Origin of the sequence: Mycolicibacterium moriokaense, assembly GCF_010726085.1 — a bacterium.
Classification (GTDB): Bacteria; Actinomycetota; Actinomycetes; order Mycobacteriales; family Mycobacteriaceae; genus Mycobacterium; species Mycobacterium moriokaense.
Map to the genome: position 1 here is coordinate 4,267,105 of NZ_AP022560.1, position 21,839 is coordinate 4,288,943.

A 21,839-nucleotide genomic window follows, 5' to 3' on the forward strand; every position below is an offset into this window, starting at 1 on the left:
CGCGGACTCCCAATCTCGTTGGATCAGTTGATGATTTGTCCGTCTTTCATGCGGACAACACGGCTCGCTTCGTCGGCCACCGTGGGATCGTGAGTGCTGGCGACGACGGTGACGCCGAGGGTGGAACACAGATCGCGCAGCATCCGCACGACCGTCTCGCCGGTGCGATGGTCGAGGTTGGCCGTCGGTTCGTCGGCGAGTACGAGCGTCGGGCTGCTGATCAGTGCGCGCGCGATGGCGGTGCGCTGTTGCTCACCCCCGGACATCTTCGTGGGCTGATGGTGCACACGGTGGCTGAGCCCCACTAGGTCGAGTAGCTCCAACGCCCTGGCACGCAATGATTTTCGATCGTACGGTTCGAACATCAGGGGTAACTCGACGTTTTCCACCGCCGACAGGAACGGGATCAGGTTGTAGCTCTGGAAGATGTAGCCGATCGTGTCGTGGCGCAGTGCCGCGAACTGGCTTTCGGTCAGCGTCGCCGTATCGCGTCCGGCGACCTTCACGGTGCCCTTGGTCGGCCGGTCCAGGCCGCCGATGATGTTCAGCAGCGTCGACTTTCCGCTGCCACTGGGGCCCATCAGACTTACGAACTCGCCGAGCGTCACCTGTAGTTCGGCCGCGACCAGCGCCTTGACGATCTCGTCGCCGAACTTGTGCAGCTTCCACACATCGCTGACCTCGATGACCAGCGGCGGCTCCGCCACCCCGCTGAGAACGTCCGCCCTGTCTTCCGTCGCGGTCATTCGGTCAACCTCCTGACGTCAGTGATCGGATGGGTGGCCGCGACGCCGCATTCCACGTCGGGACGATGCTCGTGACAAGCGCGGCGACCACGCTGACGCCCACCGCGAGCGCCGCGCCCACGGCCAGGCCCGTCCCCGAGACCCCGGTTTCGAACAAGCCGACGGCACCGCAGACGATTCCGGTCGCAACGGCCAACACCACGCCGAGGAGCGCACCCGCCAAGGCGGCGATGACCGGCTCCACCAACAACGCCGCCACCACGGGTTGGCGCGGGACGCCGGTGGCGCTGAGCACTCCCAGTTCCCTGGTTCGGTGGCCGACCGTGCGCGTGGTGGCAACGGCCACCTCGACGACGCCGACCAACAGCACGGTGATCGCGATGAGTACCACCGCCCGGCCGATCTCGTCGGCGTGGCCGAGCGATGCGGACTGCGCGCGGATCCCCTCGGACATCCCGAACACGATCACCACCAGGAAGGCGCCGGTCGCCGTTGTAATAGCCGGCAGCCACATCTCTCGGATGCGGCGGCGTGTCGCCAACCATCCGTAGGCCACCCCCATGCGCAGCATCAGCGGTCCCCCAACAGTGCGACCGGCCGTTGCTGCAGTAGGCGGTGCACCGGGATCAGGGCGCAGACGATCGCCATCGCGGGCAGGAAGGCGGCCACCATCCCCGCCGCCTGCAGCCACGCCGTCGGCGTCGCGATGGAGGGAATCACCAGGGCGACAGCCGCTCCCGCAGCGAGCACACCGACCAGGTAGGCGACGATGAACACCACCATCGACTCGACGAGGAAGAAGTACAGCACCTCGTCGGCGAGGCCGATGCTGGACATGATGCCGAACTCACGCCGTCGCTCCTGCACGGCGGCGAGGAAGGACGACACTGCGATCACGAACCCGAGGCCGAGGCCGATCGTCGAGATGAGGCCCAGCGTGGAACTGGTGACCTGGCCGGAGAACAGTGCCGAGAATTTCTGTTCGAAGTCAAGCGGACCGGTGCCGCCGACGGTGTCATAGATCAGGCCGTGGCCGTTCGGATCGGGCATGACGGAGGGATCCGCAGTCGTGTCGAGATCGACTGCGGCGCCGAATATCTGTGCCAGGTCGCGGCGCTTCTCGTCGCCTGGCGGGGCGAAGACGGTCCACCAGCCGTTGTCACCGACAATCGAGTGGGCAAGTGGTGTCGCGACCCTGACCGATTGGCCCGTCCCTTCGACACGCACGATCAGGCTCTGCCCGCCGAGCTCCATCCTGTCGCCCGGCTGCACACCCAATCGCTCTGCTAATGCAGACCCCAAAACAGCTGTCCCGCTGGGTACTTCGTCATTGCCACGCAGCGACACCGACTGCCCGTCGATCTGCGTCAGCCCGGAAAGCACTCGGGTCGCCGTCCAGCCCGGCGGGACGGTGAGCTCCGGCGCGGGACCGTCGGCGACCAACGCCTGCGCATCACTGTCGTAGTGCACCCCGGCCGCAGGCACCACCCACAGCTGCGCGCCACCGAGCACGTCGTCTACCGAATCCGCCCCGGTGATCGCGAAGCTGGCCGAAACGGTGCGCACGACGGTGACACATGCGATGGCCAGCGCAATCCCGAGTACGGACAGCACAAACCGTTCGGGACGTCGCCGGATGTTGGCCAACGCGAACCGGACCAGACACCCGAAGGTGTTTCCTTTTGAGGTGGCGATCGCCGGTGATCGAGAAGATGCGGACGCAATCGTCTCCACAAGTAGAGATGGTCGGCCCGGAAAGTTTCACCCACCGCAGCGCGGAGTGTCTCCGTCGTTAACTAGGAGGGGTTCGGGTTACGGCGACGTGTCACGAGGATGCGCGGCGGCCGATCCCGGCCATCATCATCGGCGTGCCCAACCGAAGGTCTTGCTTGAACCGGGCAGACACCGCCTCGGCGTCCTCGGGTGTGACCAGTCCGGCGTTCACGAGGTCACCGCGAATGCTCTCGAAGGTCAACCGGAAGAAGTCGAAACCCGGTGAGTCGGAGTCGATGATGCGCACCCTGCCCTCGCCGCGGACCTCCGTGAAGCCCGCGTCGACGAGGTCGTTGATCACGCGTCCGCCGTAGTTCCGCTCGAACCCGGCCCGGGCCATGAAGTCCAGGATCGAGTCGGTGACCTTTCCGAGCTGCTCGTCGTCGTCGCCGAACCGGAAGGCGCTCCAGTCGTAGTCCTCGATGACGATCCAGCCGCCCGGCCGCAGGGCACTCGCCAACCGGTCGAGGATCTGTCGCCGCTCGGCGAGGTGTTCGAGGACAAGACGCGAATGGACCAGATCGAATTCGGCCTGCGGCAGCTCAGCATCGCGAATATCCATGCGGCGCACGGCAATCGACTCGCTGGCCAGGTGTTCAACGAACCGGGTGTCGATGTCGACGGCAGTGACGTGAGCACCGCGGCCCGCCATCCACTCGACGAGCGCTCCACCGCCTGCGCCCACCTCGAGGCACTTCCAGCCGGGGCCGACGCCGAGATCGTCGAGCAGCACTCGACTGCCCGGATCCCACAGCGCCTCCATACCCGACAACCTCTCGCGCTCCTGCGCGAAACCCTGATCGAAGACGTAGTCACGAGTCATCCCTGTATTCGCGCCCAGGGGCGCGCCTCCTCCAGTTCGTAGGCCAATTCCAGCAGTCGAGCTTCGCGTCCGCGCGTGCTCGACAACATCATGCCAACCGGAAGGCCGTTGGCCGATTCCGCGAGTGGCAGCGAGATCGCGGGATCGCCGGTCGCATTCTGCAGCGGGGTGAACGCCACCCAGTCGACGAGCCGTTCCATCACGGTGTCGAAGTCCTGCGTCGGGTCGAGGTGGCCGATCGGCGGGGTGACCTCGGCAAGCGTGGGCATCAGCAGGGCGTCGAATTCGGCACCCTGGCGTGCAGTGATGCGGTGTGACGCGGACAGCCTGCGGATGGCCAGCGGCAGCTTGTGGAGGTTACGAGCGGCCTTGCGTTCGAGTCCGAGTGTGATGTTGTCCAGACGCGTGCGGTCGAAGCTGGGTCCGAACATGCGCCGTCCGCCACGAACCACGGCGAACGCGAGGAACGACCAGTAGATCAGGAAGTCATCCGTGAAGCGGGCCGGCACCGGATTGTCGATCTCGGTGACGCGGTGGCCCAGTTCCTCGAGAAGCGCGGCCGTCTTCAGCGTCAACTCCCGGATCTCCGGGCTGGCGTCGCGGGAGATGGAGTGCGTGCAGACCCCTATGCGCAGTCGTTGCTTGCTCGGTTGCGCCACGTCGCCGATGGGCGCCAGCTTCGGATTGCGATACACACGCTCGGCTTCACGCAGGAATGCGGCCGTATCGCGTACCGATCGTGACACCACACCGTTGGCGACGAGGTGAAGCGGCATCTGAGCCGTCTCCCTATCCAGCGGCAGCCGCCCGCGGGTCGGCTTCAAACCGACTAATCCGTTGCAGGAGGCCGGGATTCGAATCGATCCGCCGCCGTCGTTGACATGCGCCATCGGTACGACCCCGGCGGCGACGAACGCGGCCGACCCCGACGACGATGCACCCGCGGTGAAGTCTGTGTTCCACGGATTGCGCACCGGGCCGATCCGCGGGTGCTCGGCCGAACCGCTGAAGCCGAACTCCGACATCTGTGTCTTACCCAGCGGCACCAGACCCGTGCCGAGAAACACCCGCGCGAATGCTCCGTCGGTGGGCATGGGGCGTGGATCCCAGGCGTCGGTGCCCTGCATCGTCGGCCATCCCCGGACGGCAACGTTGTCCTTGATGAAGGTCGGCACGCCGTCGAAGTAGCCGCCGAACCCACGGGTCGCTCCCGCGCGGGCGCGCGCCCGGTCGTAGGCCTCGTGTGCCAGGCCGTTCAGCGCCGGGTTGACGGCTTCGGTGCGGGCGATCGCCGCTTCGACGAGTTCAGTTGGCGACACCCTGCCCGCCCGCAGGGCTTCGACGAGGCCGACGGCGTCCAGGTCGCCGAGGGCATCGTCGCCGAAGGCGTGAATTCGTTCCATGTCCCGACGGTACCAAGTCGTACCAGATCGGTGGGCGAGCCGTGAAAATGAAAAGGCCCCCAGGAACCTGGGGGCCTTTCCGCACGTGCGTTGTTACGCCTGGCCGACCTCGAAGCGGACGAACCGCGTGACGGTCACACCCGCCTCATCGAGCAGCGCCTTCACCGTCTTCTTGTTGTCGGACACCGACGGCTGATCCAGCAGCACGACGTCCTTGTAGAAACCGGTGACGCGGCCCTCGACGATCTTGGGCAGGGCCTGCTCGGGCTTGCCCTCGTTGCGCGCGGTCTCCTCGGCGATACGGCGCTCGTTGGCGACGATGTCCTCGGGCACGTCCTCACGCGTGAGGTACTTGGCCTTCAGCGCCGCGATCTGCAGGGCCACGGCGTGCGCAGCCTCCTGGTTGGAGCCGGTGTACTCGACCAGCACGCCAACGGCGGGCGGCAGGTCGGCGGCGCGCTTGTGCAGGTACGTCTCGACGTTGCCGTCGAAGTAGGCGACGCGGCGCAGTTCGAGCTTCTCGCCGATCTTCGCCGACAGGTCGGCGATGGCCTGCTCGACGGTGGTGTCGCCGAGCTTGGCGGCCTTGAGCGCGTCGACGTCGGTTGCCTTCGCCGCCGCGGCAGCGGCGACGATCTGATCGGCAACGGCCTGGAACTCGGCGTTCTTCGCGACGAAGTCGGTCTCCGAGTTGAGCTCGATCAGCGCGCCGTCCTTCGCGGCGACCAGACCTTCTGCGGTCGCACGCTCGGCACGCTTGCCGACGTCCTTGGCGCCCTTGATGCGAAGCAGTTCGACGGCCTTGTCGAAATCGCCGTCGGCCTCGACCAGTGCGTTCTTGGAGTCGAGCATGCCGGCACCGGTGAGCTCCCGAAGTCGCTTCACATCGGCAGCGGTGTAGTTCGCCATTTCAGCCTTTCCCTACGAGTCTTGCGGGGTGTCGGTGGTGGGGGCCGCCTCGGCGACGCCGGCATCCGTCGATGCGGTCGCGCCTGCGAGCAGCTCCTGCTCCCACTCGGCGAGCGGCTCGGCGGCCTCGACCTCGGGCTTGTCGCCGTCACGGCCGGCGCCGGCACGGGCCTGCAGACCCTCGGCGACCGCGGAGGCCACCACCTTGGTCAGCAGCGCGGCCGAGCGGATCGCGTCATCGTTGCCCGGAATCGGGTAGTCGACGAGGTCGGGATCGCAGTTGGTGTCGAGGATCGCGATGATCGGGATGTTCAGCTTGCGAGCCTCCGCGACCGCGAGGTGCTCCTTGTTGGTGTCGACGACCCAGATCGCCGAGGGCACCTTCTGCATATCGCGGATACCGCCGAGCGATCGCTCGAGCTTGTTCTTCTCGCGGGTCAGCATCAGGATTTCCTTCTTGGTGCGACCCTCGAAGCCACCGGTCTGCTCCATCGCCTCGAGTTCCTTCAGGCGCTGCAGGCGCTTGTGCACGGTGGAGAAGTTGGTGAGCATGCCGCCGAGCCAACGCTGGTTCACGTAGGGCATCCCGACGCGGGTCGCCTCTGCGGCGATCGACTCCTGGGCCTGCTTCTTGGTGCCGACGAACATGATGCTGCCGCCATGGGCGACAGTCTCTTTCACGAATTCGTAGGCCTTATCGATGTACGTCAGCGTCTGCTGCAGATCGATGATGTAGATGCCATTGCGGTCGGTGAAGATGAACCGCTTCATCTTGGGGTTCCAGCGACGGGTCTGGTGCCCGAAGTGGGTGCCGCTGTCGAGCAGCTGCTTCATGGTTACAACAGCCATGATGGGGCCATTTTCCTTTGTGTCGGTTGTCGTCCGGCGTCGGTTGATGCCGAACCCTGGTGCCTGCTGGGAATGCCAACCCGTCGCGAGACGGGACCGCTGGCATCCGGATATGACCTTGTGGAACCGGGTCATGGTGAGACACGCGAAGTCAGCCCGCGTGAGCGAGCTGCGGATAGGAGTTTACACGCTGCTCGGGGGTGCTTTTTCCACAGCGCCCCGACGGTCCACAGATTACAGCCGACGGCTGGCGCAACCGGCGGTCGTCGCGCTGAGCTGGACTTATGCGATGGATCGTGGTGTTGGTGGCTGCAATTGCCCTCGCGGCGCCCGCCGAGGCCGACGGTGAGCGGCTGGATTGGCCGTTGCGGCCTCGACCTGCTGTGATGCGGGAGTTCGACGCGCCGTCACCGGACTGGAAGCCCGGCCACCGCGGTGTCGATCTCGCCGGAGTGCCAGGTCAGCCGGTATTCGCCGCGGCTGGCGGGACGGTGGTGTTCGCCGGCGAGCTGGCAGGACGGCCGGTGGTGTCGATCGCCCATCCCGGCGGATTGCGGACCAGCTATGAGCCCGTCCGGGCGTCGGTGCGGGTGGGCCAGCAGGTCGACGCGGGGACGGCCGTGGGCGAATTGGAACCCGGCCACGCCGGCTGCGGGGTAGCGGCCTGTCTGCACTGGGGCGCGATGTGGGGTCCGGCCTCGCGGGCCGACTACGTCGATCCGCTGGGTCTCGTCGCGACCACCCCGATCCGCCTGAAGCCGATTTGTGTGCGTTTAGGAGCGCTCACCGCTCCTCGATGCACACAAATCGCCGGAAATCAGGCGCGGGGGTGGGCCTGATCGTGCACCGCGCGCAGGCGTGCGACGGTCACGTGCGTGTAGAGCTGTGTCGTGGCCAGGCTGGAATGCCCGAGCAGTTCCTGAACGACCCGCAGGTCGGCGCCGCCTTCGAGCAGGTGGGTGGCGGCGCTGTGCCGCAGGCCGTGCGGGCCGATATCGGGTGCCCCGTCGACCGCCGCCATCGTCTGGTGCACGACGGTGCGGGCCTGCCGCGGGTCGAGCCGTCTCCCCCGCGCACCCAACAGCAGCGCCGGGCCGGAGTCCGCGGTGGCCAACGCCGGACGACCGTCGGACAGCCACGCGTCGAGAGCTGCGGCCGCCGGCGCCCCGAACGGCACCGTGCGTTGTTTGTTGCCCTTGCCCAGGACCCGCAACAGCCGTCGAGATGTGTCGACGTCGTCGATGTCCAGGCCGCATAGTTCGCTGACCCGGATTCCGCTGGCGTACAACAATTCGACGATCAGCTGATCCCGCAGGGCGAGCGGATCTCCTTGCTGTGCACCGGATTTCGCTGCCGCCATGGCGTCGAGCGCCTGATCCTGACGCAATACGGCTGGCAGAGTTCGGCGCGACTTGGGCACCTGCAGGCGGGCGGCCGGGTCGGAGGCGATCAGTCCCCGCCGCGTCGCCCATGCGGTGAACGTCTTGACCGCGGAGGTACGTCGGGCGAGCGTCGTCCTCGCGGCCCCCGTCGCGGCCAGCGCCGCCAACCAGGAGCGCAGCACCGGCAGGGTCAACGCGCCGATGCCTGCGCCGGGTGAGCGCTCGGCGACGAAGTCGAAGAGCGACCGCAGGTCGCCGAGATACGCGCGTCGAGTGTGGTCAGAGCGACCGCGCTCCAGCGCGAGGTACTCGTCGAACTCCTCGAGGATCGCGTCCACGACGACAACCGTGGCAGACGTCGGGGCCACGATTCAGGTGACGCGCCGCAACGTGTCCGGAGTGAGTTCCTTCAGTGACCGGTATCCGTCGACGGCCATGGTCAGGTCGGCCTCGGCGAGCAGCGACCGCAGTACGTGGACGATGCCGTCCTCCCCGCCGAGCGCCAGGCCGTAGGCGTAGGGCCTGCCGATCGCCACCGCCGAGGCACCCAACGCGATCGCCTTGACGACGTCGACCCCGCTGCGGATGCCCGAATCGAACAGGACCGGCATCCCATCGGCGGCTTCCACTACATCGGGTAGGCAGTCGATCGCCGGTATCCCTCCGTTGGCCTGCCGCCCGCCGTGGTTGGAGCAGTAGATGGCATCGGCGCCTTCGTCTTTCGCGCGCAGCACGTCATCGGGATGGCAGATGCCTTTGAGGAGAATCGGCAAGGAGGTCAGGGAGCGCAGCCACGGCAGGTCGTCCCATGTCAGCGGATTTCCGAAGATCGATATCCACTTCATGATGGCCGCTTGCAGGTTCTCTTCGGGCGGTTGGTCGAGGCTGTCGCGGAACACCGGGTCGGTGGTGTAGTTCGCCAGGCAGTGGCCACGCAGGAAGGGAAAGTTCGACGTCGACAGGTCGCGTGGCCGCCAGCCGGGGATCCAGGTGTCCAGTGTCACGACGATGCCCTTGAACCCGGCGGCCTCGGCGCGGTGCACGAAGCTGGCGGCGACGTCGCGGTCCTTCGGCGTGTACAGCTGGAAGAACCCCGGAGTGTCGCCGAGTGCGGCGGCGACGTCCTCCATCGGATCGGCGGACATCGTCGACGCGATCATCGGGACGCCGGTTCTGGCGGCGGCACGTGCCGTGGCGAGGTCGCCGTGTCCGTCCTGCGCACAGAGGGCGATGACGCCGACGGGCGCCAACATCGTGGGCGACGCAAGGCTGAGCCCGAGAAACTCGACCGACAGATCGCGTTCGGCGGCGCCGACGAACATCCGGGGCATCAGACCCCAGTTCTCGAAGGCGGTGACGTTCACGCGCTGAGTCCGCTCGTCGCCCGCACCGCCCGCGACATAGGACCACATCCCAGGCGACATCGCGGCCTGCGCCTTGGCCTCCAGCTCCGCGAACGACATCGGGAGCGTCGGCAATACGCCGGACAGACCCTGGAGGTAGATCTCGAACTCGTAATCGCTGTACGCCATGCGGCTAGCGTGCCAGTCCGGGGTTATGCGGTGGCCTGTTCTGCCTTTGCGAGTTCCGCCTTCCACTGCCGGAAGGTCTCCTCGGTGCGTCCGCGCCGCCAATACCCGGAGATCGACGACGCCCACTTGGCGTCCACGCCCCGCTCCCTGCGGATGTAGGGCCGCAGATTGTGCATCACGGTCTGCGCCTCGCCGTGGATGAACACCTGCACTTGGCCGGGCAGCCACGGCGCGCCCTTGACCGCCTCGATCAGCGGCGCGTGATCACCGGCTTGGTCCTCGGGCACCAGGTCGGCGCGGCCGCCACGGTAGATCCACTTGATGTCGACGCCCGGCGGCGCGGTCAGTTCGAGCTCGTCCTCCGGGTCGGCCACCTCGATGAACACCTGGCCGACCGCGTTGTCCGGCAATGCTTCCAACGCTGCACTGATCGCCGGAATCGCCGCCTCGTCCCCTGCCAGCAGATGCCAATCGGCCGCGGGGTCGGGTGCATAGGCGCCGCTCGGCCCCATCAGGTACGCCGGTTGGCCGGGAACAGCGGAGGTGGCCCAGGGGCCCGCGACGCCGTGCTCGCCATGTACGACGAAATCGATGGCGATCTCGCGGCGCTCGGGGTCGACCCGCCGAACCGTGTAGGTGCGGACCGGCGGTTGTTGTTCTTCCGGCAGAGTCTTGAAGCTGTCCAATGTCAGCGGTTGTGGCAGCGCGGCGACATCGACGCCGTCGGGGACGAACACGATCTTGACGTACGCGTCGGTGAAATCGTTGGGCGCGAATGTGTCAAAGCCGTCGCCGCCGAGCACGACCCGCGTGAGATGCGGGGTCAGCTGCTCGGTTCGCACCACTTCAAACGTGTGCACCGGCCGTCCTGCCACAGTTCCTCCTGGTGTCATTCGCCCTCGTCGAGGATACGAGCGCCCCCGCAGCCGGGGTCCGGTACCTCATGTCGGACGAGCCAGTCTCCATTTCCCGTCGCGGCGGACCACCAAACCGCCGAGCTCGAGAACTGCCAGCGGACCCAACACCTGCGTCGGCGGCACACCGGCGGCCACCGCGAGCTGTTCGATCGTGCGCGCGGCGCGGGACGGGAACGCGTCATAGACGCGCTTCTCCGTATCGTCGAGTCCGTCCAGCGCGGATGTCGGGCGTTGCTCATCGGGGGCGAGCTCGCCGATGCGGCCGATCAGTTCGACGACGTGCTCGGCGCGGGTGACCAGGTGAGCGCGGCCTGCCCGCACCAGGGCGTGGCATCCCACCGACACCGACGACGTCACCGGGCCGGGGACCGCACACACCGGACGGCCGAGGGCGCGGGCCCAGGCCGCGGTGTTGGCCGCACCGCTGCGTGCTCCCGCCTCGACGACGACGGTGGCGCCCGCAAGACCGGCGACCAGCCTGTTGCGGGTCAGAAAGCGGTGCCGTGCGGGACGCTCGCCGGGTGGATACTCGCTGACAACCAGACCCTGCTCACGGATCCGTCGCAACATCGCGGCATGCCCGGATGGATACGGCACGTCGATACCGCCCGCGAGTACCGCGACGGTCACGCCCTCGCCCGCCAGTGCGGCACGGTGTGCGGCACCGTCGATCCCGAAGGCTCCTCCCGACACCACCGCCGCATCCCGAGCGACCAGACCCGCGGCGAAGTCGGCCGCGACGTAGTCGCCGTAGGCGGTCGCGGCGCGAGTGCCGACGATCGCAGCGGCGCGGTACGAAACCTCGTCGAGATGTGCGGGGCCGACAGCCCACAGCACCATCGGTTCGTGCACTCGCGGCCGATCCCCCACCCCGCGGAACGCGTTGAACGCCAATAGTGGCCATTCGGCATCATCTGCGGTGACCAGCCGCCCATCCATTCGGTTCAGCACTTCCAGATCTTCTGCAGCACAGTCGATCTGACGCCTCGCCTCGACCCGTCTAGCAAGAGTGTCGTCGTCGGTGTTGCCCGTACGGACGCGATCCGCCGCCTCCACCGGGCCAACCCGCCGCACCAGCGTCAGCAACTCCGGGCAGGGCGGCTCCGCAACCCGCGACAGGTAGGCCCACGCCCGCGAGACCTCATCGGTCATCGCGCACCTCCGTTCTGTCGGAAGCTCAGTGCGGTGGTGACGTCCCCGAGCCCCGGCGATGTTCGGCCCGCCAAGTCGCTCAACGTCCAGGCGACCCGCAGACAACGGTCCGCGCCGCGCATGCTGATCTGCCGCCGGTCCAACGCACTGCTGAGCGGTTGCATCACCTTTGCGGGAAGCCGGAACTCCTTGCGTAGCAACGGGGCACGCACTTCGGCATTCGTGCGGATTCCGTACGGACGCCACCGCTCCGCCGCAGCCGCACGAGCCGCGGCGACTCGCGCACACACCACCGCGGTCGATTCACCCTCCTGCTGAGCGAACGCACCGGCACGCTCCGCATGCATCTCGACGACGAGGTCCACCCGATCCAGCAACGGACCCGACAACTTGCCCAGATACCGCCGCTTGACGTGACCCGGGCAGATGCAGTCTCGCGGGTCGGCGGGTGCGCACGGACAAGGATTCGCGGCCAGCACCAACTGGAACCGTGCCGGGTAACGCGCGACGCCGTCGCGGCGCGCCAGTCGAATCTCCCCGTCTTCCAACGGGGTTCGCAACGCCTCCAAGACGCTGACACCGATCTCCGCGCATTCGTCAAGGAACAGCACCCCGCGGTGGGCACGGCTGACGGCTCCCGGCCGGGCCATTCCGCTGCCGCCGCCCACGATCGCCGCGACGCTGGAGGTGTGGTGCGGCGCTACGAACGGCGGCCGTGTGATCAACGGCGTATTGCTCGACAGTAGGCCGGCGACCGAATGAATGGCCGTGACCTCGAGCGCCTCGCTCTCGCTGAGCGAAGGCAACAGCCCTGGAAGCCGCTGCGCCAGCATCGTTTTCCCGACGCCCGGCGGACCCGTCAGCATCAGGTGGTGCGCACCGGCGGCGGCGACCTCGACCGCGTATCGGGCCTGCGTCTGACCCACCACATCGGCGAGGTCCGCCGAAGGCGAAGGCGCCCGAGGCGGCGCGGCGACGGACTCCTCGAGTTGTTCGTTACCCGCGACCCACGCCCGAAGCTGACGCAGTGTCCGCACCCCTCTCACGTCGACGCCGTCCACAAGGGAAGCCTCGGCAAGATTGGCCACGGGAACCACGACGGTCGGCCATCCCGCGCGCTTGGCCGCGAGTACGGCCGGCAGCACCCCTTTCACCGGCCGCACCCGGCCGTCGAGAGCCAATTCACCCAGAAGAACCGTCTTCTCCAGCCGCGGCCACTGCCCCTTACTTTGCGCGGCCATCACGGCGAGAGCCAGGGCAATGTCGAATACGGAGCCCATCTTCGGCAAGGTGGCCGGAGAGAGGGCCAGCGTCAGCCGCGACTGAGGCCAGTCGTCGCAACAGTTGGTGATCGCCGCGCGCACCCGGTTCCGCGATTCCTGCAACGCGGTGTCGGGCAACCCGACCAGGTACACACCGGGCAACCCGGAACTGATGTCGGCCTCGATCTCGACGATGTGCCCGTCGAGTCCGTGAACGGCCACCGAGAACGCTCGCCCGAGCGCCATCAGCCAACACCTTGCAGATGGGTGACCTCGGGGATGGGCCGCCGTCCGATCCGCACGCCGACGACGTCGATGCGCACCTCAGACCACTTGACGTCCTGCCCGGCCAACCACAACCCGGCCAGGCGCCGCAACCGCCGCAGCTTCTCAGGCGTGACGGCCTCATCGACACCCCCGAACCGATCGCTCGTGCGAGTCTTCACCTCGACGAACACTGCGATCCGGGCGGCGTCGTCGGCCGCGATGATGTCGAGTTCGCCGTAGCGGCAGCGCCAGTTGCGCATGAGCACTCGGAGCCCCAACGACTGCAGATGTTCGACCGCCAACCGTTCCCCGAGTGCGCCGATTTCAGCACGGGTCCACGACGCGCGAGTCCCGGATGTCCTTCCAGATGTCATGAGCACACCGTGCGGGACGACCCCGACATACGACGGCCGTCACCGCGGGCTTATCCCCAACCGCCAACTCATCCACCGCCGCAAAGTTTCGCCACCGTCAACCACCGGGTACACGTCGGCATGACCGACAAGACTCTGCACGGCGTAGCGGACCGTGCCACCGACAGCGATGCGTTTGAATACACCGCGCGTGCGGGCTTTGCCGTCAGCGGCGTGCTGCACCTGCTGGTCGGATACATCGTCATGCGCATCGCCTTCGGCTCCGGCGGTAACGCCGACCAGTCGGGCGCCCTGGCGACGTTGGCCGGTCAGACCGGTGGTGCGGTGCTCCTGTGGGTTGCGGCGATCGGCCTTGTGGCGCTTGGTTTCTGGCGTGTGGCCGAGGCGATCGTCGGCTCCAAACCCGGCGAAGGCTCGGGAGCCCACCGGGACGACACGCCCACGTGGAAACGTGCGAAGTCGCTCGGGTTGGCGATCGTGAACTTCGCGATCGCCTTGTCGGCGGCTCGCTTCGCCATCGGAAGCGGTCAGCAGAGCAGCCAGCAGAACGCCGGCATGAGCGGGCAATTGATGCAATCCGGTTGGGGAAAGTTCCTCCTCATCGCGGTGGGTCTGGGCCTCATCGGGGTGGGCGGCTATCACGTCTACAAGGGCGTGTCCAAGAAGTTCTTCAAGGATCTGCGTGTCTCGGGCGGCACCGGGATCACCGCCGTCGGCGTCAGCGGCTACGCGGCCAAGGGGTTGGCGCTGACCGGCGCGGGCCTCCTGGTGATCGTCGCGACCCTGCAGGCCGATCCGTCCAAGGCGGCCGGCCTCGACGCCGCGGTCAAGACGCTCGGTCAGGCCCCATTCGGCAAGTTCCTGCTGATCCTCGCGGGACTCGGCATCGCCGCATTCGGCGGGTACAGCTTCGTCCGCGCCCGCTACGGACGCATGTGAGCCGCGCGTAGACGTCAGCTTCCATAGGCTCGCGCGATGTCGGGGCTGTCGAGCCAACCCGAGTATGTCGGCCGCGACGGCCAGCCCTCGGGTGAGTCCTGCCATTCCTCCTGCCGCCCCCAGGGCAGGATGTCGATCAACCCGAATGTGTAGCCGAGCTGTTCGCTGCCCCGGCCGTTTGTATGCCAGGTCCGGTAGACCGTGTCCCCGTCCCGCAGAAAGACATTGATCCCGAAACCGTCGTTGGGCCCCGCGTCGACGTCGACGCCGAAGGAGCTGTCCGCCGACGAATACCACTCCATCTTGTTGCCCACCTTCGCGCGATAAGCCAGCGCCTCATCGATGGGCCCGTTCGTCACGATCACGAACCGGGCGTCGTAGTTGTCGAGGAATTCGAGCCGGGTGAATTGCGACGTGAAGCCGGTGCAGCCACCGCACTGCCATTCGGCGCCGTTCTCCCACATGTGGTGGTAGACGATGAGCTGCGATCGACCGTCGAAGATGTCGACGAGCCGGATCGGACCATCCGCCCCGGCCAGCGTGTAGTCGTCCAACTTCACCATCGGCAGCCGCCTGCGCGCCGCCGCGATCGCGTCGAGCTCCCGCGTCGCCGCTTTCTCCCGCTTCCTCAGCTCGGCCAGTTCAGCACGCCACGTGTGGATATCGACCACCGGCGGCTTGCCCGCTGTCGTCGTCGCCTGAGTAGTCATCTGCTGTCCCTGCCTGTCCCTTCGATGTGCCGGATGTACTCAATGGATCGACTCGCGCCGCCACCGAAACTCATCGGCCACCGAAGGACGGCGGGCGGTCAGACCTGCATCGCCTCGAAAAGCGTCGCGAACTGCCCCGGGGTGATGGCTATGCCGCACTGGTTGCGCAGGTCCTGCAGCGGACCCGCGATCCTCCGCAGGTCCAGGAACTCGCCGGGGTTGGCCGTGAAGTACCCCCGCACGTTGTTGCGAGCCACGTCCGGCGGCTGCGTGGCAGCCGCAGTCAACACGTCGTTAGCGCCGGGATGCGCGCTGAGGTAGCCGCCGGCCTCGGCGAGCACGCCGCCGGCGACGCTGGCGAGCCCGCTGGCGGTGCAGTCGGCCGCGCCGGCCGTGGGCGCCGCGATGAGCGCAGCGGACGCCCCGAGGGCACATGCGGCGATCGCTGAGCTGACTCGCGGACGTCTGGGTTGGGCTGACTTCTTCATTCGGTGTCCTCAGGTTCGGTGCCGACGGATGAGGGCTAACGTACCCGCCCCGTGGCCGCCGGACACACCGCAGCGATTCAGCACAGCAACCGTGCGGGACCCCGCCGAAACGATGTGGTCGCAGGGTATGTTCATTAGGTAAACCTCAGCTAAGCGCCGGGTCGGCGCGGGAAGGACCACCTGGATGCGCCCTCGTTGGAGCCGGATCGCCGCGCTCTTGTCAGCTGTTGCCGTGGTGTTCGCCGCGACCTCCTGCTCGAGCTCCGACGAGAGCGACGAACTGCTGATCTACAACGCCCAGCACGAGTCGCTGACCAAGGAATGGATCGACGCATTCACCAAAGAGACCGGCATCAAGGTCACGTACCGCCAAGGTGGTGACACCGAACTCGGAAACCAGCTGGTCGCCGAGGGTGCCGAGTCCCCCGCCGACGTCTTCTTGACGGAGAACTCACCGGCCATGGCCGCAGTCGAGAAGGCGGGACTATTCGCCGATCTCGATCCCGCCACCCTCGAGCAGGTTCCTGCGCAGTACCGCCCGGAAACCGGCAAGTGGACCGGCGTCGCGGCGCGCAGCACCGTCTTCGTCTACAACACCTCCAAGCTGCAGCCTGACCAGCTCCCGAAGTCACTGCTGGACCTGCAGCTGCCGGAATGGAAGGGCCGCTGGGGCGCCCCGCCGACGAAAGCGGACTTCCAGGCCATCGTCGCGGCGCTGTTGCAGCTGACGGGTGAGGCCGAGACTTCGAAGTGGCTCGCGGCGATGAAGTCCGGTGCGACGCTCTACAGCGATAACATCGCCACGCTGAAGGCGGTCAACGCCGGCGAGGTCGACGGCGGTGTGATCTATCACTACTACTGGTTCCGCGATCAGTCGAAAACCAAAGAGATGAGCGCGAATACGGCGCTGCACTACTTCAAGCACGAAGATCCGGGCGCCTTCGTCAGCCTGTCCGGCGGCGGCGTCCTCGCATCCAGCAAGAAGAAGGACCAGGCCCAGCAGTTCATCAAGTTCATCACCGGCGAGAAGGGGCAGGAGGTGCTGGAGAAGGGCACGTCGTTCGAATACCCCGTCGCCAGTGGGGTGCCCGCCAATCCCGCACTGCCGCCGTTGGATACGCTGCAGGCGCCCAAGGTGGACCCGTCGACGCTGAACTCCCAGCTGGTGACGGAGCTGATGACGAAGGCGGGCTTGCTGTAGGTGACTGCTGCTCCACCCGTCCCGGCACCCGCGATTGAAACCTCGTGGTCGGAAGCGACCGCGAGGCCGGGTCCGCTGGTCTCGGCGACGGTCGCGATTCTGGTTGCCGCCACCTGCATTCCACTCGGTTACGTGGTGTGGGGCACGGTGTCGGTCGGGTGGACGCGCGCCTACGAATTGGTTGTCCGGCCACGAGTCGGCGAACTGCTGATCAACACCGTCGCACTGGTTTTCATCACGGTGCCGCTGTGCGCACTGATCGGGGTCGGCGTGGCCTGGCTGACCGAACGAACCGACCTTCCGGGCCGAGGCTTCTGGCGTCCGTTGTTCGTTGCGCCGCTGGCTGTTCCGGCGTTCGTGAACAGCTACGCCTGGGTCGGTGTGATCCCGTCGATCCACGGGCTGTGGGCGGGAGTGCTGATCACCACACTGTCGTATTTCCCGTTCATGTATCTGCCCGTGGCGGCCACCCTGCGTCGGCTCGATCCCGCCGTCGAGGAGTCGGCCCGTGCGCTCGGTTCGGATTCGGTGGCGGTGTTCTTCCGAGTCGTGTTGCCACAGCTGCGGCTCGCGATCCTCGGCGGCGGGTTGCTCGTCGGCGTGCATCTACTCGCCGAGTTCGGCGCGTTCGCGATGATCCGCTTCGACACCTTCACCGTCGCGATTTTCCAGCAGTTCCAGGTCACCTTCGACGGCGCGGCGGGCAGCATGCTCGCCGGTGTGCTGGTGTTGCTCTGTCTGGCGCTGCTCACCGCCGAGGCGGCCGCACGCGGCAAGATCCGATTCGCCAGGATCGGCTCCGGAGCGCCACGTACAGCAACCCCGAACCACCTGGGCCGCAGCACAATCCCCGCGCTGGCCGCGCTCACCGTCCTTGCGGTGCTGTCGCTTGGCGTTCCGGTGTGGACACTGCTGCGCTGGCTGTGGATCGGTGGCGCCGAGGTATGGGATCTGTCCGAACTCGGCAATTCGCTGGCTCAGACCATCGGTTTGGCGGGCACAGCCGCAGTCATCACGACGGTGCTGGCCTTCCCCGTCGCGTGGGTCGCGGTGAGATCCAGCGGCGTGCTGGCCCGCGCCGTCGAGGGCGCCAACTACATCACCAGCTCACTGCCGGGCATCGTCACCGCCCTCGCCCTGGTGACCGTCGCCATCCACTACGTGCGACCGCTCTATCAGAGTGTGCCGCTGATCGTGTTCGCCTACGTCCTGCTGTTCATGCCGCGAGCGCTGGTCAATGTGCGGGCCGGGCTGGCCCAGGTGCCGCCCAGCCTGGAGGAAGCCTCCCGGTCGTTGGGCGTATCGCCGACGGCGACGTTCCTGCGCGTGACGCTGCGCCTCACCGCACCCGCCGCCGCTGCCGGCGCATCCTTGGTATTCGTTGCGGTGGCAACGGAATTGACCGCAACATTGCTGCTCGCACCGACCGGAACGCGAACATTGGCCATGCTGTTCTGGTCGTTCAGCAGCGAACTCGACTACGCCGCGGCCGCCCCCTACGCAATGGTGCTGGTTCTGCTGGCGATACCTGTGACCGTTCTGCTTTTCCGCCAGTCCATGAAGGTGGCCGCCCTGTGACCGAACCACTGGTCGACATCCGGGGACTCGCGAAGTCCTTCAACGGCCATGTCGTACTGGACCACATCGACCTGCAGTTGGAGCGCGGCACCACGACTGCGGTGGTGGGTGCCTCCGGCTGCGGAAAGACGACGCTGCTGCGGCTCATCGCAGGCTTTGAGACTCCCGACGATGGAACGGTCACCATCGACGGCAGGCAGGTCGCCGGTGCAGGACGCGCGGTGCCACCGCACCTGCGCAGCGTCGGCTATGTCGCGCAGGACGGCGCGTTGTTCCCGCATCTGACCGTCGGGCAGAACATCGCCTACGGGATTCGCGGCGAAGGCCGCGACAAGGTGCGCCGCCGCGTCGACGAACTGCTCGAAACCGTCTCTCTCGATAGGTCGTTCGCCGCGCGTCGGCCACATCAGCTCTCGGGCGGCCAGCAGCAGCGCGTCGCACTCGCCCGCGCGCTGGCCCGCCAGCCGGTCCTGATGCTGCTCGACGAGCCGTTCAGCGCGCTGGATACCGGGCTCCGTGCGTCCACCCGAAAGGTGGTCGCCGGGTTACTCGCCGAAGCAGGCATCACGTCGCTGCTCGTGACCCATGACCAGGAGGAGGCGCTGTCGATCGCCGACCAGGTGGCGGTGATGCGCGAGGGCCGGTTCACCCAGGTCGGCTCGCCTCAGCTGGTGTACCGGCAGCCCAACGATCGCTTCACCGCCGAGTTCCTCGGCGACAGCATCACGCTGCCGTGTGTCGTCGTGTCCGGAGTCGCCGAATGTGCGATCGGACGGGTAGCGGTGCACGCCGAAGACGGTCCGGGCACCTTGTTGTTGCGGCCCGAACAACTTGTGGCGAAAGCCGTTTCGGACAGCGAGGAGCTGGACGGTGTCGGCAAGGTCATGGCGGTCGAGTTCCTCGGCCACGACGTACTGTTGACCATCGATCCCGCGAGGGACGCCGAACCGATCGTGGTGCGTCAGGCCAGCCTCGATCCCCCACGTGTCGACGCGAAGGTGCGCATCGAGGTGGTGGGGACCGGAGTCGTCTTCACATGAGCACGCTCGTCGACCACCTTCGCGGCCATGGCGACCGCGTCGCGGTACTCACCGACACCGCCCAGCTGACCTACCGTCAGCTTGCGGAGCGGGTTGCCGCGGCTGCGTCCGCGCTCCACGGTGCGCGTCGCCTGGTGGTTCTCGAAACCCGCAATGAAATCCCGACTTTGGTGCACTACCTGGGTGCGCTGGCGGCCGGACATGTCGTGCTTCCGGTCGATGCGCGTCGTGATCACGCCGCCATCGATGCGACGTACTGCCCCGACATCGTCATCGACGATCAGGGGATCCACCACCGTCACCACGACCGGCGACCGCTGCACGACGACCTCGCACTGCTGATGTCGACCTCGGGCACGACGGGCTCACCGAAGTTGGTGCGGCTGTCGCAGCAGAACCTCCTCGCGAATGCGGCCGTCATTGCCGAATACCTCGGCATCCGCGAAACCGACAGGGCGGCAACCACGCTGCCGATGTCCTACTGTTACGGCCTTTCGGTGATCCACAGCCATCTGCTCGTCGGCGCCGCTCTGATCCTGACCGACCGCTCCGTGGTCGATGACGAGTTCTGGGAGCTGTTCCGTCGGCACCGCGGCACATCGTTCGCGGGCGTGCCCTACACCTTCGAATTGCTCGAAAGCATCGGCTTCCACGCCTCCGACCTGCCCCACCTGCGGTACGTAACGCAGGCCGGAGGCAGGATGCCGCCGGAACGCGTGCGCAGATTCGCCGAACTCGCCCGTGACGCGGATTTCGAGTTGTTCGTGATGTACGGCGCCACCGAGGCAACCGCCCGAATGTCCTATCTGCCACCGGAACTCGCATTGTCCCGGCCGAATTCGATCGGCCGCCCGATTCCCGGCGGATCGTTCACGATCGAACCGGTCGACGACTGGCCCGACGACGACACCGGCGAGCTCGTCTACCGCGGGCCCAACGTGATGATGGGCTACGCACACGGACCGGATGACCTGGAACTCGGGAAGACGGTGGAGACGTTACGCACCGGCGACATCGCACGGCGATGCCCCGACGGACTGTACGAGGTTGTCGGCCGCAACAGCCGGTTCGTCAAGATGTACGGCCTGCGTATCGATCTCGGACAGGTCGAAGCCGCGTTGCGTACCGAGGGCATGCATGCCTTCTGCACCAGCGACGACGACCGTATCCTGGTCGCCGCCGCCGGGCGGCACGACGACCGCGAAATTCAACGGGTGACGGCCGAGGCCGCGGGGGTGCCTGCAGGCGCCGTGCGCGCCGTCGCCGTCGACGAGCTGCCACTGCTGCCGTCGGGCAAGCCGGATTACGAGACCGTGCGGCGGCTGACGCAGAGAAATGAGCAGACGCAGGCAACGGATCTTCGTGGGCTGTTCGCGGACGTGCTGCAGATCGATGCGGCGACAATCGATCCCGATGCGAGTTTCATCGACCTCGGCGGTAACTCCCTGTCGTACGTCATGATGACGGTGCGGCTGGAGCGTGCGATCGGGCAGCTGCCTTCCGATTGGCAGCGCATGCCGATCCGGGAACTCGAAACCATCTCCAAACCGCCACGCCGCAGCTGGTTGGCGACACTGGAGACCAGCGTCGCGCTGCGCGCCGCGGCGATCGTGCTCATCGTCGGGACCCATGCCGAGCTGTTCGAGCTGTGGGGTGGCGCGCATTTGCTGCTTGGCATCGCCGGATACAACTTCGGCCGGTTCTGCCTGACTCCGGCTCCGCGCAACGATCGGGTCCGCCATCTGGGCAGCACCATCGCGTGGATCGCGGTGCCGTCGGTGCTGTGGGTCATGATCGCGTTGCTGCTGACCGACCACTACACGTGGACAAACCTGTTGCTGGCCAACAAGTTCCTCGGTCCCGACGACAGCATGACCGCGGGCCGGCTGTGGTTCGTCGAGGTGCTGGTGTGGACGCTGGTCGTGCTGGCACTGGTGTTCTGGCTACCACTGGTGGATCGGCTCGAGCGTCGCCTCCCCTTCACCGTCGCTGTCGTGTTCCTCGTCATCGGTCTGGCGCTGCGCTACGACGTGCTGGGCCTGAACTTCGGTCGCGACGCCTGGTTCACCATGCTGGCGTTCTGGTTCTTCGCGATCGGGTGGGCAGCGTCGAAGGCGACGACGACACTGCAGCGGGTCGCGGTATCGGTCGTCCTGATCGTCAGCGTGCACGGCTATTTCGGCAACACCCTGCGCGAAGTGATAGTGACGGGCGGTCTGCTGCTACTGATCTGGTTGCCGACGATTCGATTCCCATCGGTGTTGACGGTCGCGGTGGGCGTGCTGGCCGAGGCGTCGCTGTACACGTATCTGGTCCACTACCAGGTCTACGCATTGTTCGACGGCCATCCGGCGATAGGCGTACTCGCCTCCCTCACCGTGGGCGTACTGCTCACGTATCTGGTGACGGTGCTGCGCCGCAGCCTTCGCGGACGATTCAGTTCCTCCAGCTCTGATGCGTCTCGCCCCGGGGCTGTGGTCAGCCGGACCTGAAG

Annotated in this window: 21 protein-coding genes; 6 read left to right on the forward strand and 15 right to left on the reverse strand. The window is 66.9% G+C overall.

Annotated features, from left to right (window positions below; translation table 11 throughout):
- Positions 1 to 23 precede the first annotated feature (23 nt).
- The 7 genes from G6N43_RS21010 to rpsB all read right to left on the reverse strand — a co-directional run bounded on the left by G6N43_RS21010 (position 24) and on the right by rpsB (position 6,503).
- On the reverse strand, positions 24 to 746 hold the full coding sequence (locus G6N43_RS21010) for an ABC transporter ATP-binding protein (RefSeq protein WP_083149940.1): 723 nt from the start codon (positions 744 to 746) through the stop codon (positions 24 to 26).
- 4 nt (positions 747 to 750) lie between these two features.
- Positions 751 to 1,317, reverse strand: a complete 567-nt coding sequence (locus tag G6N43_RS21015) for an ABC transporter permease (protein ID WP_083149941.1) — start codon at positions 1,315 to 1,317, stop codon at positions 751 to 753.
- On the reverse strand, positions 1,317 to 2,480 hold the full coding sequence (locus tag G6N43_RS21020; RefSeq protein ID WP_083149942.1) for an ABC transporter permease: 1,164 nt from the start codon (positions 2,478 to 2,480) through the stop codon (positions 1,317 to 1,319). Before G6N43_RS21020 ends, G6N43_RS21015 begins: the two co-directional genes overlap by 1 nt.
- Positions 2,481 to 2,571: 91 nt before the next feature.
- Positions 2,572 to 3,342, reverse strand: a complete 771-nt coding sequence (locus G6N43_RS21025) for a class I SAM-dependent methyltransferase (protein WP_083149943.1) — start codon at positions 3,340 to 3,342, stop codon at positions 2,572 to 2,574.
- Positions 3,339 to 4,745: an amidase gene (locus G6N43_RS21030; protein ID WP_083149944.1), complete on the reverse strand. Its 1,407-nt coding sequence runs from the start codon at positions 4,743 to 4,745 to the stop codon at positions 3,339 to 3,341. Before G6N43_RS21030 ends, G6N43_RS21025 begins: the two co-directional genes overlap by 4 nt.
- Before the next feature lie 93 nt (positions 4,746 to 4,838).
- Positions 4,839 to 5,654 carry a translation elongation factor Ts gene (gene tsf, locus G6N43_RS21035; RefSeq protein ID WP_083149945.1) on the reverse strand — a complete coding sequence of 272 codons (816 nt, stop codon included), beginning with the start codon at positions 5,652 to 5,654 and terminating at the stop codon, positions 4,839 to 4,841.
- A 12-nt stretch (positions 5,655 to 5,666) separates the two neighbouring features.
- Complete coding sequence (gene rpsB, locus G6N43_RS21040) at positions 5,667 to 6,503, reverse strand: 30S ribosomal protein S2 (protein WP_083149946.1); 837 nt, start codon at positions 6,501 to 6,503, stop codon at positions 5,667 to 5,669.
- Positions 6,504 to 6,787: 284 nt separating this feature from the next.
- On the opposite strand from rpsB, the gene G6N43_RS21045 reads away from it, so the two are divergent.
- On the forward strand, positions 6,788 to 7,342 hold the full coding sequence (locus G6N43_RS21045) for a M23 family metallopeptidase (protein ID WP_083149947.1): 555 nt from the start codon (positions 6,788 to 6,790) through the stop codon (positions 7,340 to 7,342).
- On the opposite strand, the gene G6N43_RS21050 is transcribed toward G6N43_RS21045, so the two are convergent.
- The 6 genes from G6N43_RS21050 to G6N43_RS21075 all read right to left on the reverse strand — a co-directional run bounded on the left by G6N43_RS21050 (position 7,321) and on the right by G6N43_RS21075 (position 13,389).
- Positions 7,321 to 8,223, reverse strand: a complete 903-nt coding sequence (locus tag G6N43_RS21050; RefSeq protein ID WP_083149948.1) for a tyrosine recombinase XerC — start codon at positions 8,221 to 8,223, stop codon at positions 7,321 to 7,323. The genes G6N43_RS21045 and G6N43_RS21050 overlap by 22 nt on opposite strands.
- 33 nt (positions 8,224 to 8,256) lie before the next feature.
- The gene (locus G6N43_RS21055; RefSeq protein ID WP_083149949.1) at positions 8,257 to 9,417 is read right to left on the reverse strand and encodes a lactate 2-monooxygenase; all 1,161 of its coding nucleotides are present in this window, start codon (positions 9,415 to 9,417) and stop codon (positions 8,257 to 8,259) included.
- 23 nt (positions 9,418 to 9,440) lie between these two features.
- Positions 9,441 to 10,292 (reverse strand): siderophore-interacting protein, encoded by an 852-nt coding sequence (locus G6N43_RS21060; protein ID WP_083149950.1) that lies wholly within the window; start codon positions 10,290 to 10,292, stop codon positions 9,441 to 9,443.
- A 66-nt stretch (positions 10,293 to 10,358) separates the two neighbouring features.
- Positions 10,359 to 11,486, reverse strand: a complete 1,128-nt coding sequence (dprA, locus tag G6N43_RS21065) for a DNA-processing protein DprA (RefSeq protein ID WP_083149951.1) — start codon at positions 11,484 to 11,486, stop codon at positions 10,359 to 10,361.
- Positions 11,483 to 12,994 carry a YifB family Mg chelatase-like AAA ATPase gene (locus tag G6N43_RS21070; RefSeq protein WP_083149952.1) on the reverse strand — a complete coding sequence of 504 codons (1,512 nt, stop codon included), beginning with the start codon at positions 12,992 to 12,994 and terminating at the stop codon, positions 11,483 to 11,485. Before G6N43_RS21070 ends, dprA begins: the two co-directional genes overlap by 4 nt.
- A complete protein-coding gene (locus tag G6N43_RS21075) occupies positions 12,994 to 13,389 on the reverse strand; it encodes a YraN family protein (RefSeq protein WP_083149953.1) in 396 nt (131 codons plus the stop codon). The genes G6N43_RS21070 and G6N43_RS21075 overlap by 1 nt, the downstream gene beginning before the upstream one ends.
- A gap of 120 nt (positions 13,390 to 13,509) precedes the next feature.
- Between G6N43_RS21075 and G6N43_RS21080 the strand changes: the two genes are divergently transcribed.
- The gene (locus G6N43_RS21080) at positions 13,510 to 14,328 is read left to right on the forward strand and encodes a DUF1206 domain-containing protein (protein WP_083149954.1); all 819 of its coding nucleotides are present in this window, start codon (positions 13,510 to 13,512) and stop codon (positions 14,326 to 14,328) included.
- A gap of 14 nt (positions 14,329 to 14,342) precedes the next feature.
- On the opposite strand, the gene G6N43_RS21085 is transcribed toward G6N43_RS21080, so the two are convergent.
- Together G6N43_RS21085 and G6N43_RS21090 are read right to left on the reverse strand one after the other, a co-directional pair.
- Positions 14,343 to 15,038 carry a DUF899 domain-containing protein gene (locus G6N43_RS21085; protein WP_083149955.1) on the reverse strand — a complete coding sequence of 232 codons (696 nt, stop codon included), beginning with the start codon at positions 15,036 to 15,038 and terminating at the stop codon, positions 14,343 to 14,345.
- Between the two features lie 98 nt (positions 15,039 to 15,136).
- Positions 15,137 to 15,526: a heme-binding protein gene (locus tag G6N43_RS21090; RefSeq protein WP_083149956.1), complete on the reverse strand. Its 390-nt coding sequence runs from the start codon at positions 15,524 to 15,526 to the stop codon at positions 15,137 to 15,139.
- Positions 15,527 to 15,710: 184 nt separating this feature from the next.
- On the opposite strand from G6N43_RS21090, the gene G6N43_RS21095 reads away from it, so the two are divergent.
- From G6N43_RS21095 to G6N43_RS21110, 4 genes are read left to right on the forward strand one after another with little or no spacing between them, the layout of a single operon-like run.
- Positions 15,711 to 16,727: an iron ABC transporter substrate-binding protein gene (locus G6N43_RS21095; RefSeq protein ID WP_083149957.1), complete on the forward strand. Its 1,017-nt coding sequence runs from the start codon at positions 15,711 to 15,713 to the stop codon at positions 16,725 to 16,727.
- Complete coding sequence (locus tag G6N43_RS21100; RefSeq protein WP_083149958.1) at positions 16,728 to 18,305, forward strand: ABC transporter permease; 1,578 nt, start codon at positions 16,728 to 16,730, stop codon at positions 18,303 to 18,305.
- Positions 18,302 to 19,345 carry an ABC transporter ATP-binding protein gene (locus G6N43_RS21105; RefSeq protein ID WP_083149959.1) on the forward strand — a complete coding sequence of 348 codons (1,044 nt, stop codon included), beginning with the start codon at positions 18,302 to 18,304 and terminating at the stop codon, positions 19,343 to 19,345. The genes G6N43_RS21100 and G6N43_RS21105 overlap by 4 nt, the downstream gene beginning before the upstream one ends.
- A complete protein-coding gene (locus G6N43_RS21110) occupies positions 19,342 to 21,837 on the forward strand; it encodes an AMP-binding protein (RefSeq protein WP_083149960.1) in 2,496 nt (831 codons plus the stop codon). The genes G6N43_RS21105 and G6N43_RS21110 overlap by 4 nt, the downstream gene beginning before the upstream one ends.
- The last annotated feature ends 2 nt before the right edge of the window (positions 21,838 to 21,839 follow it).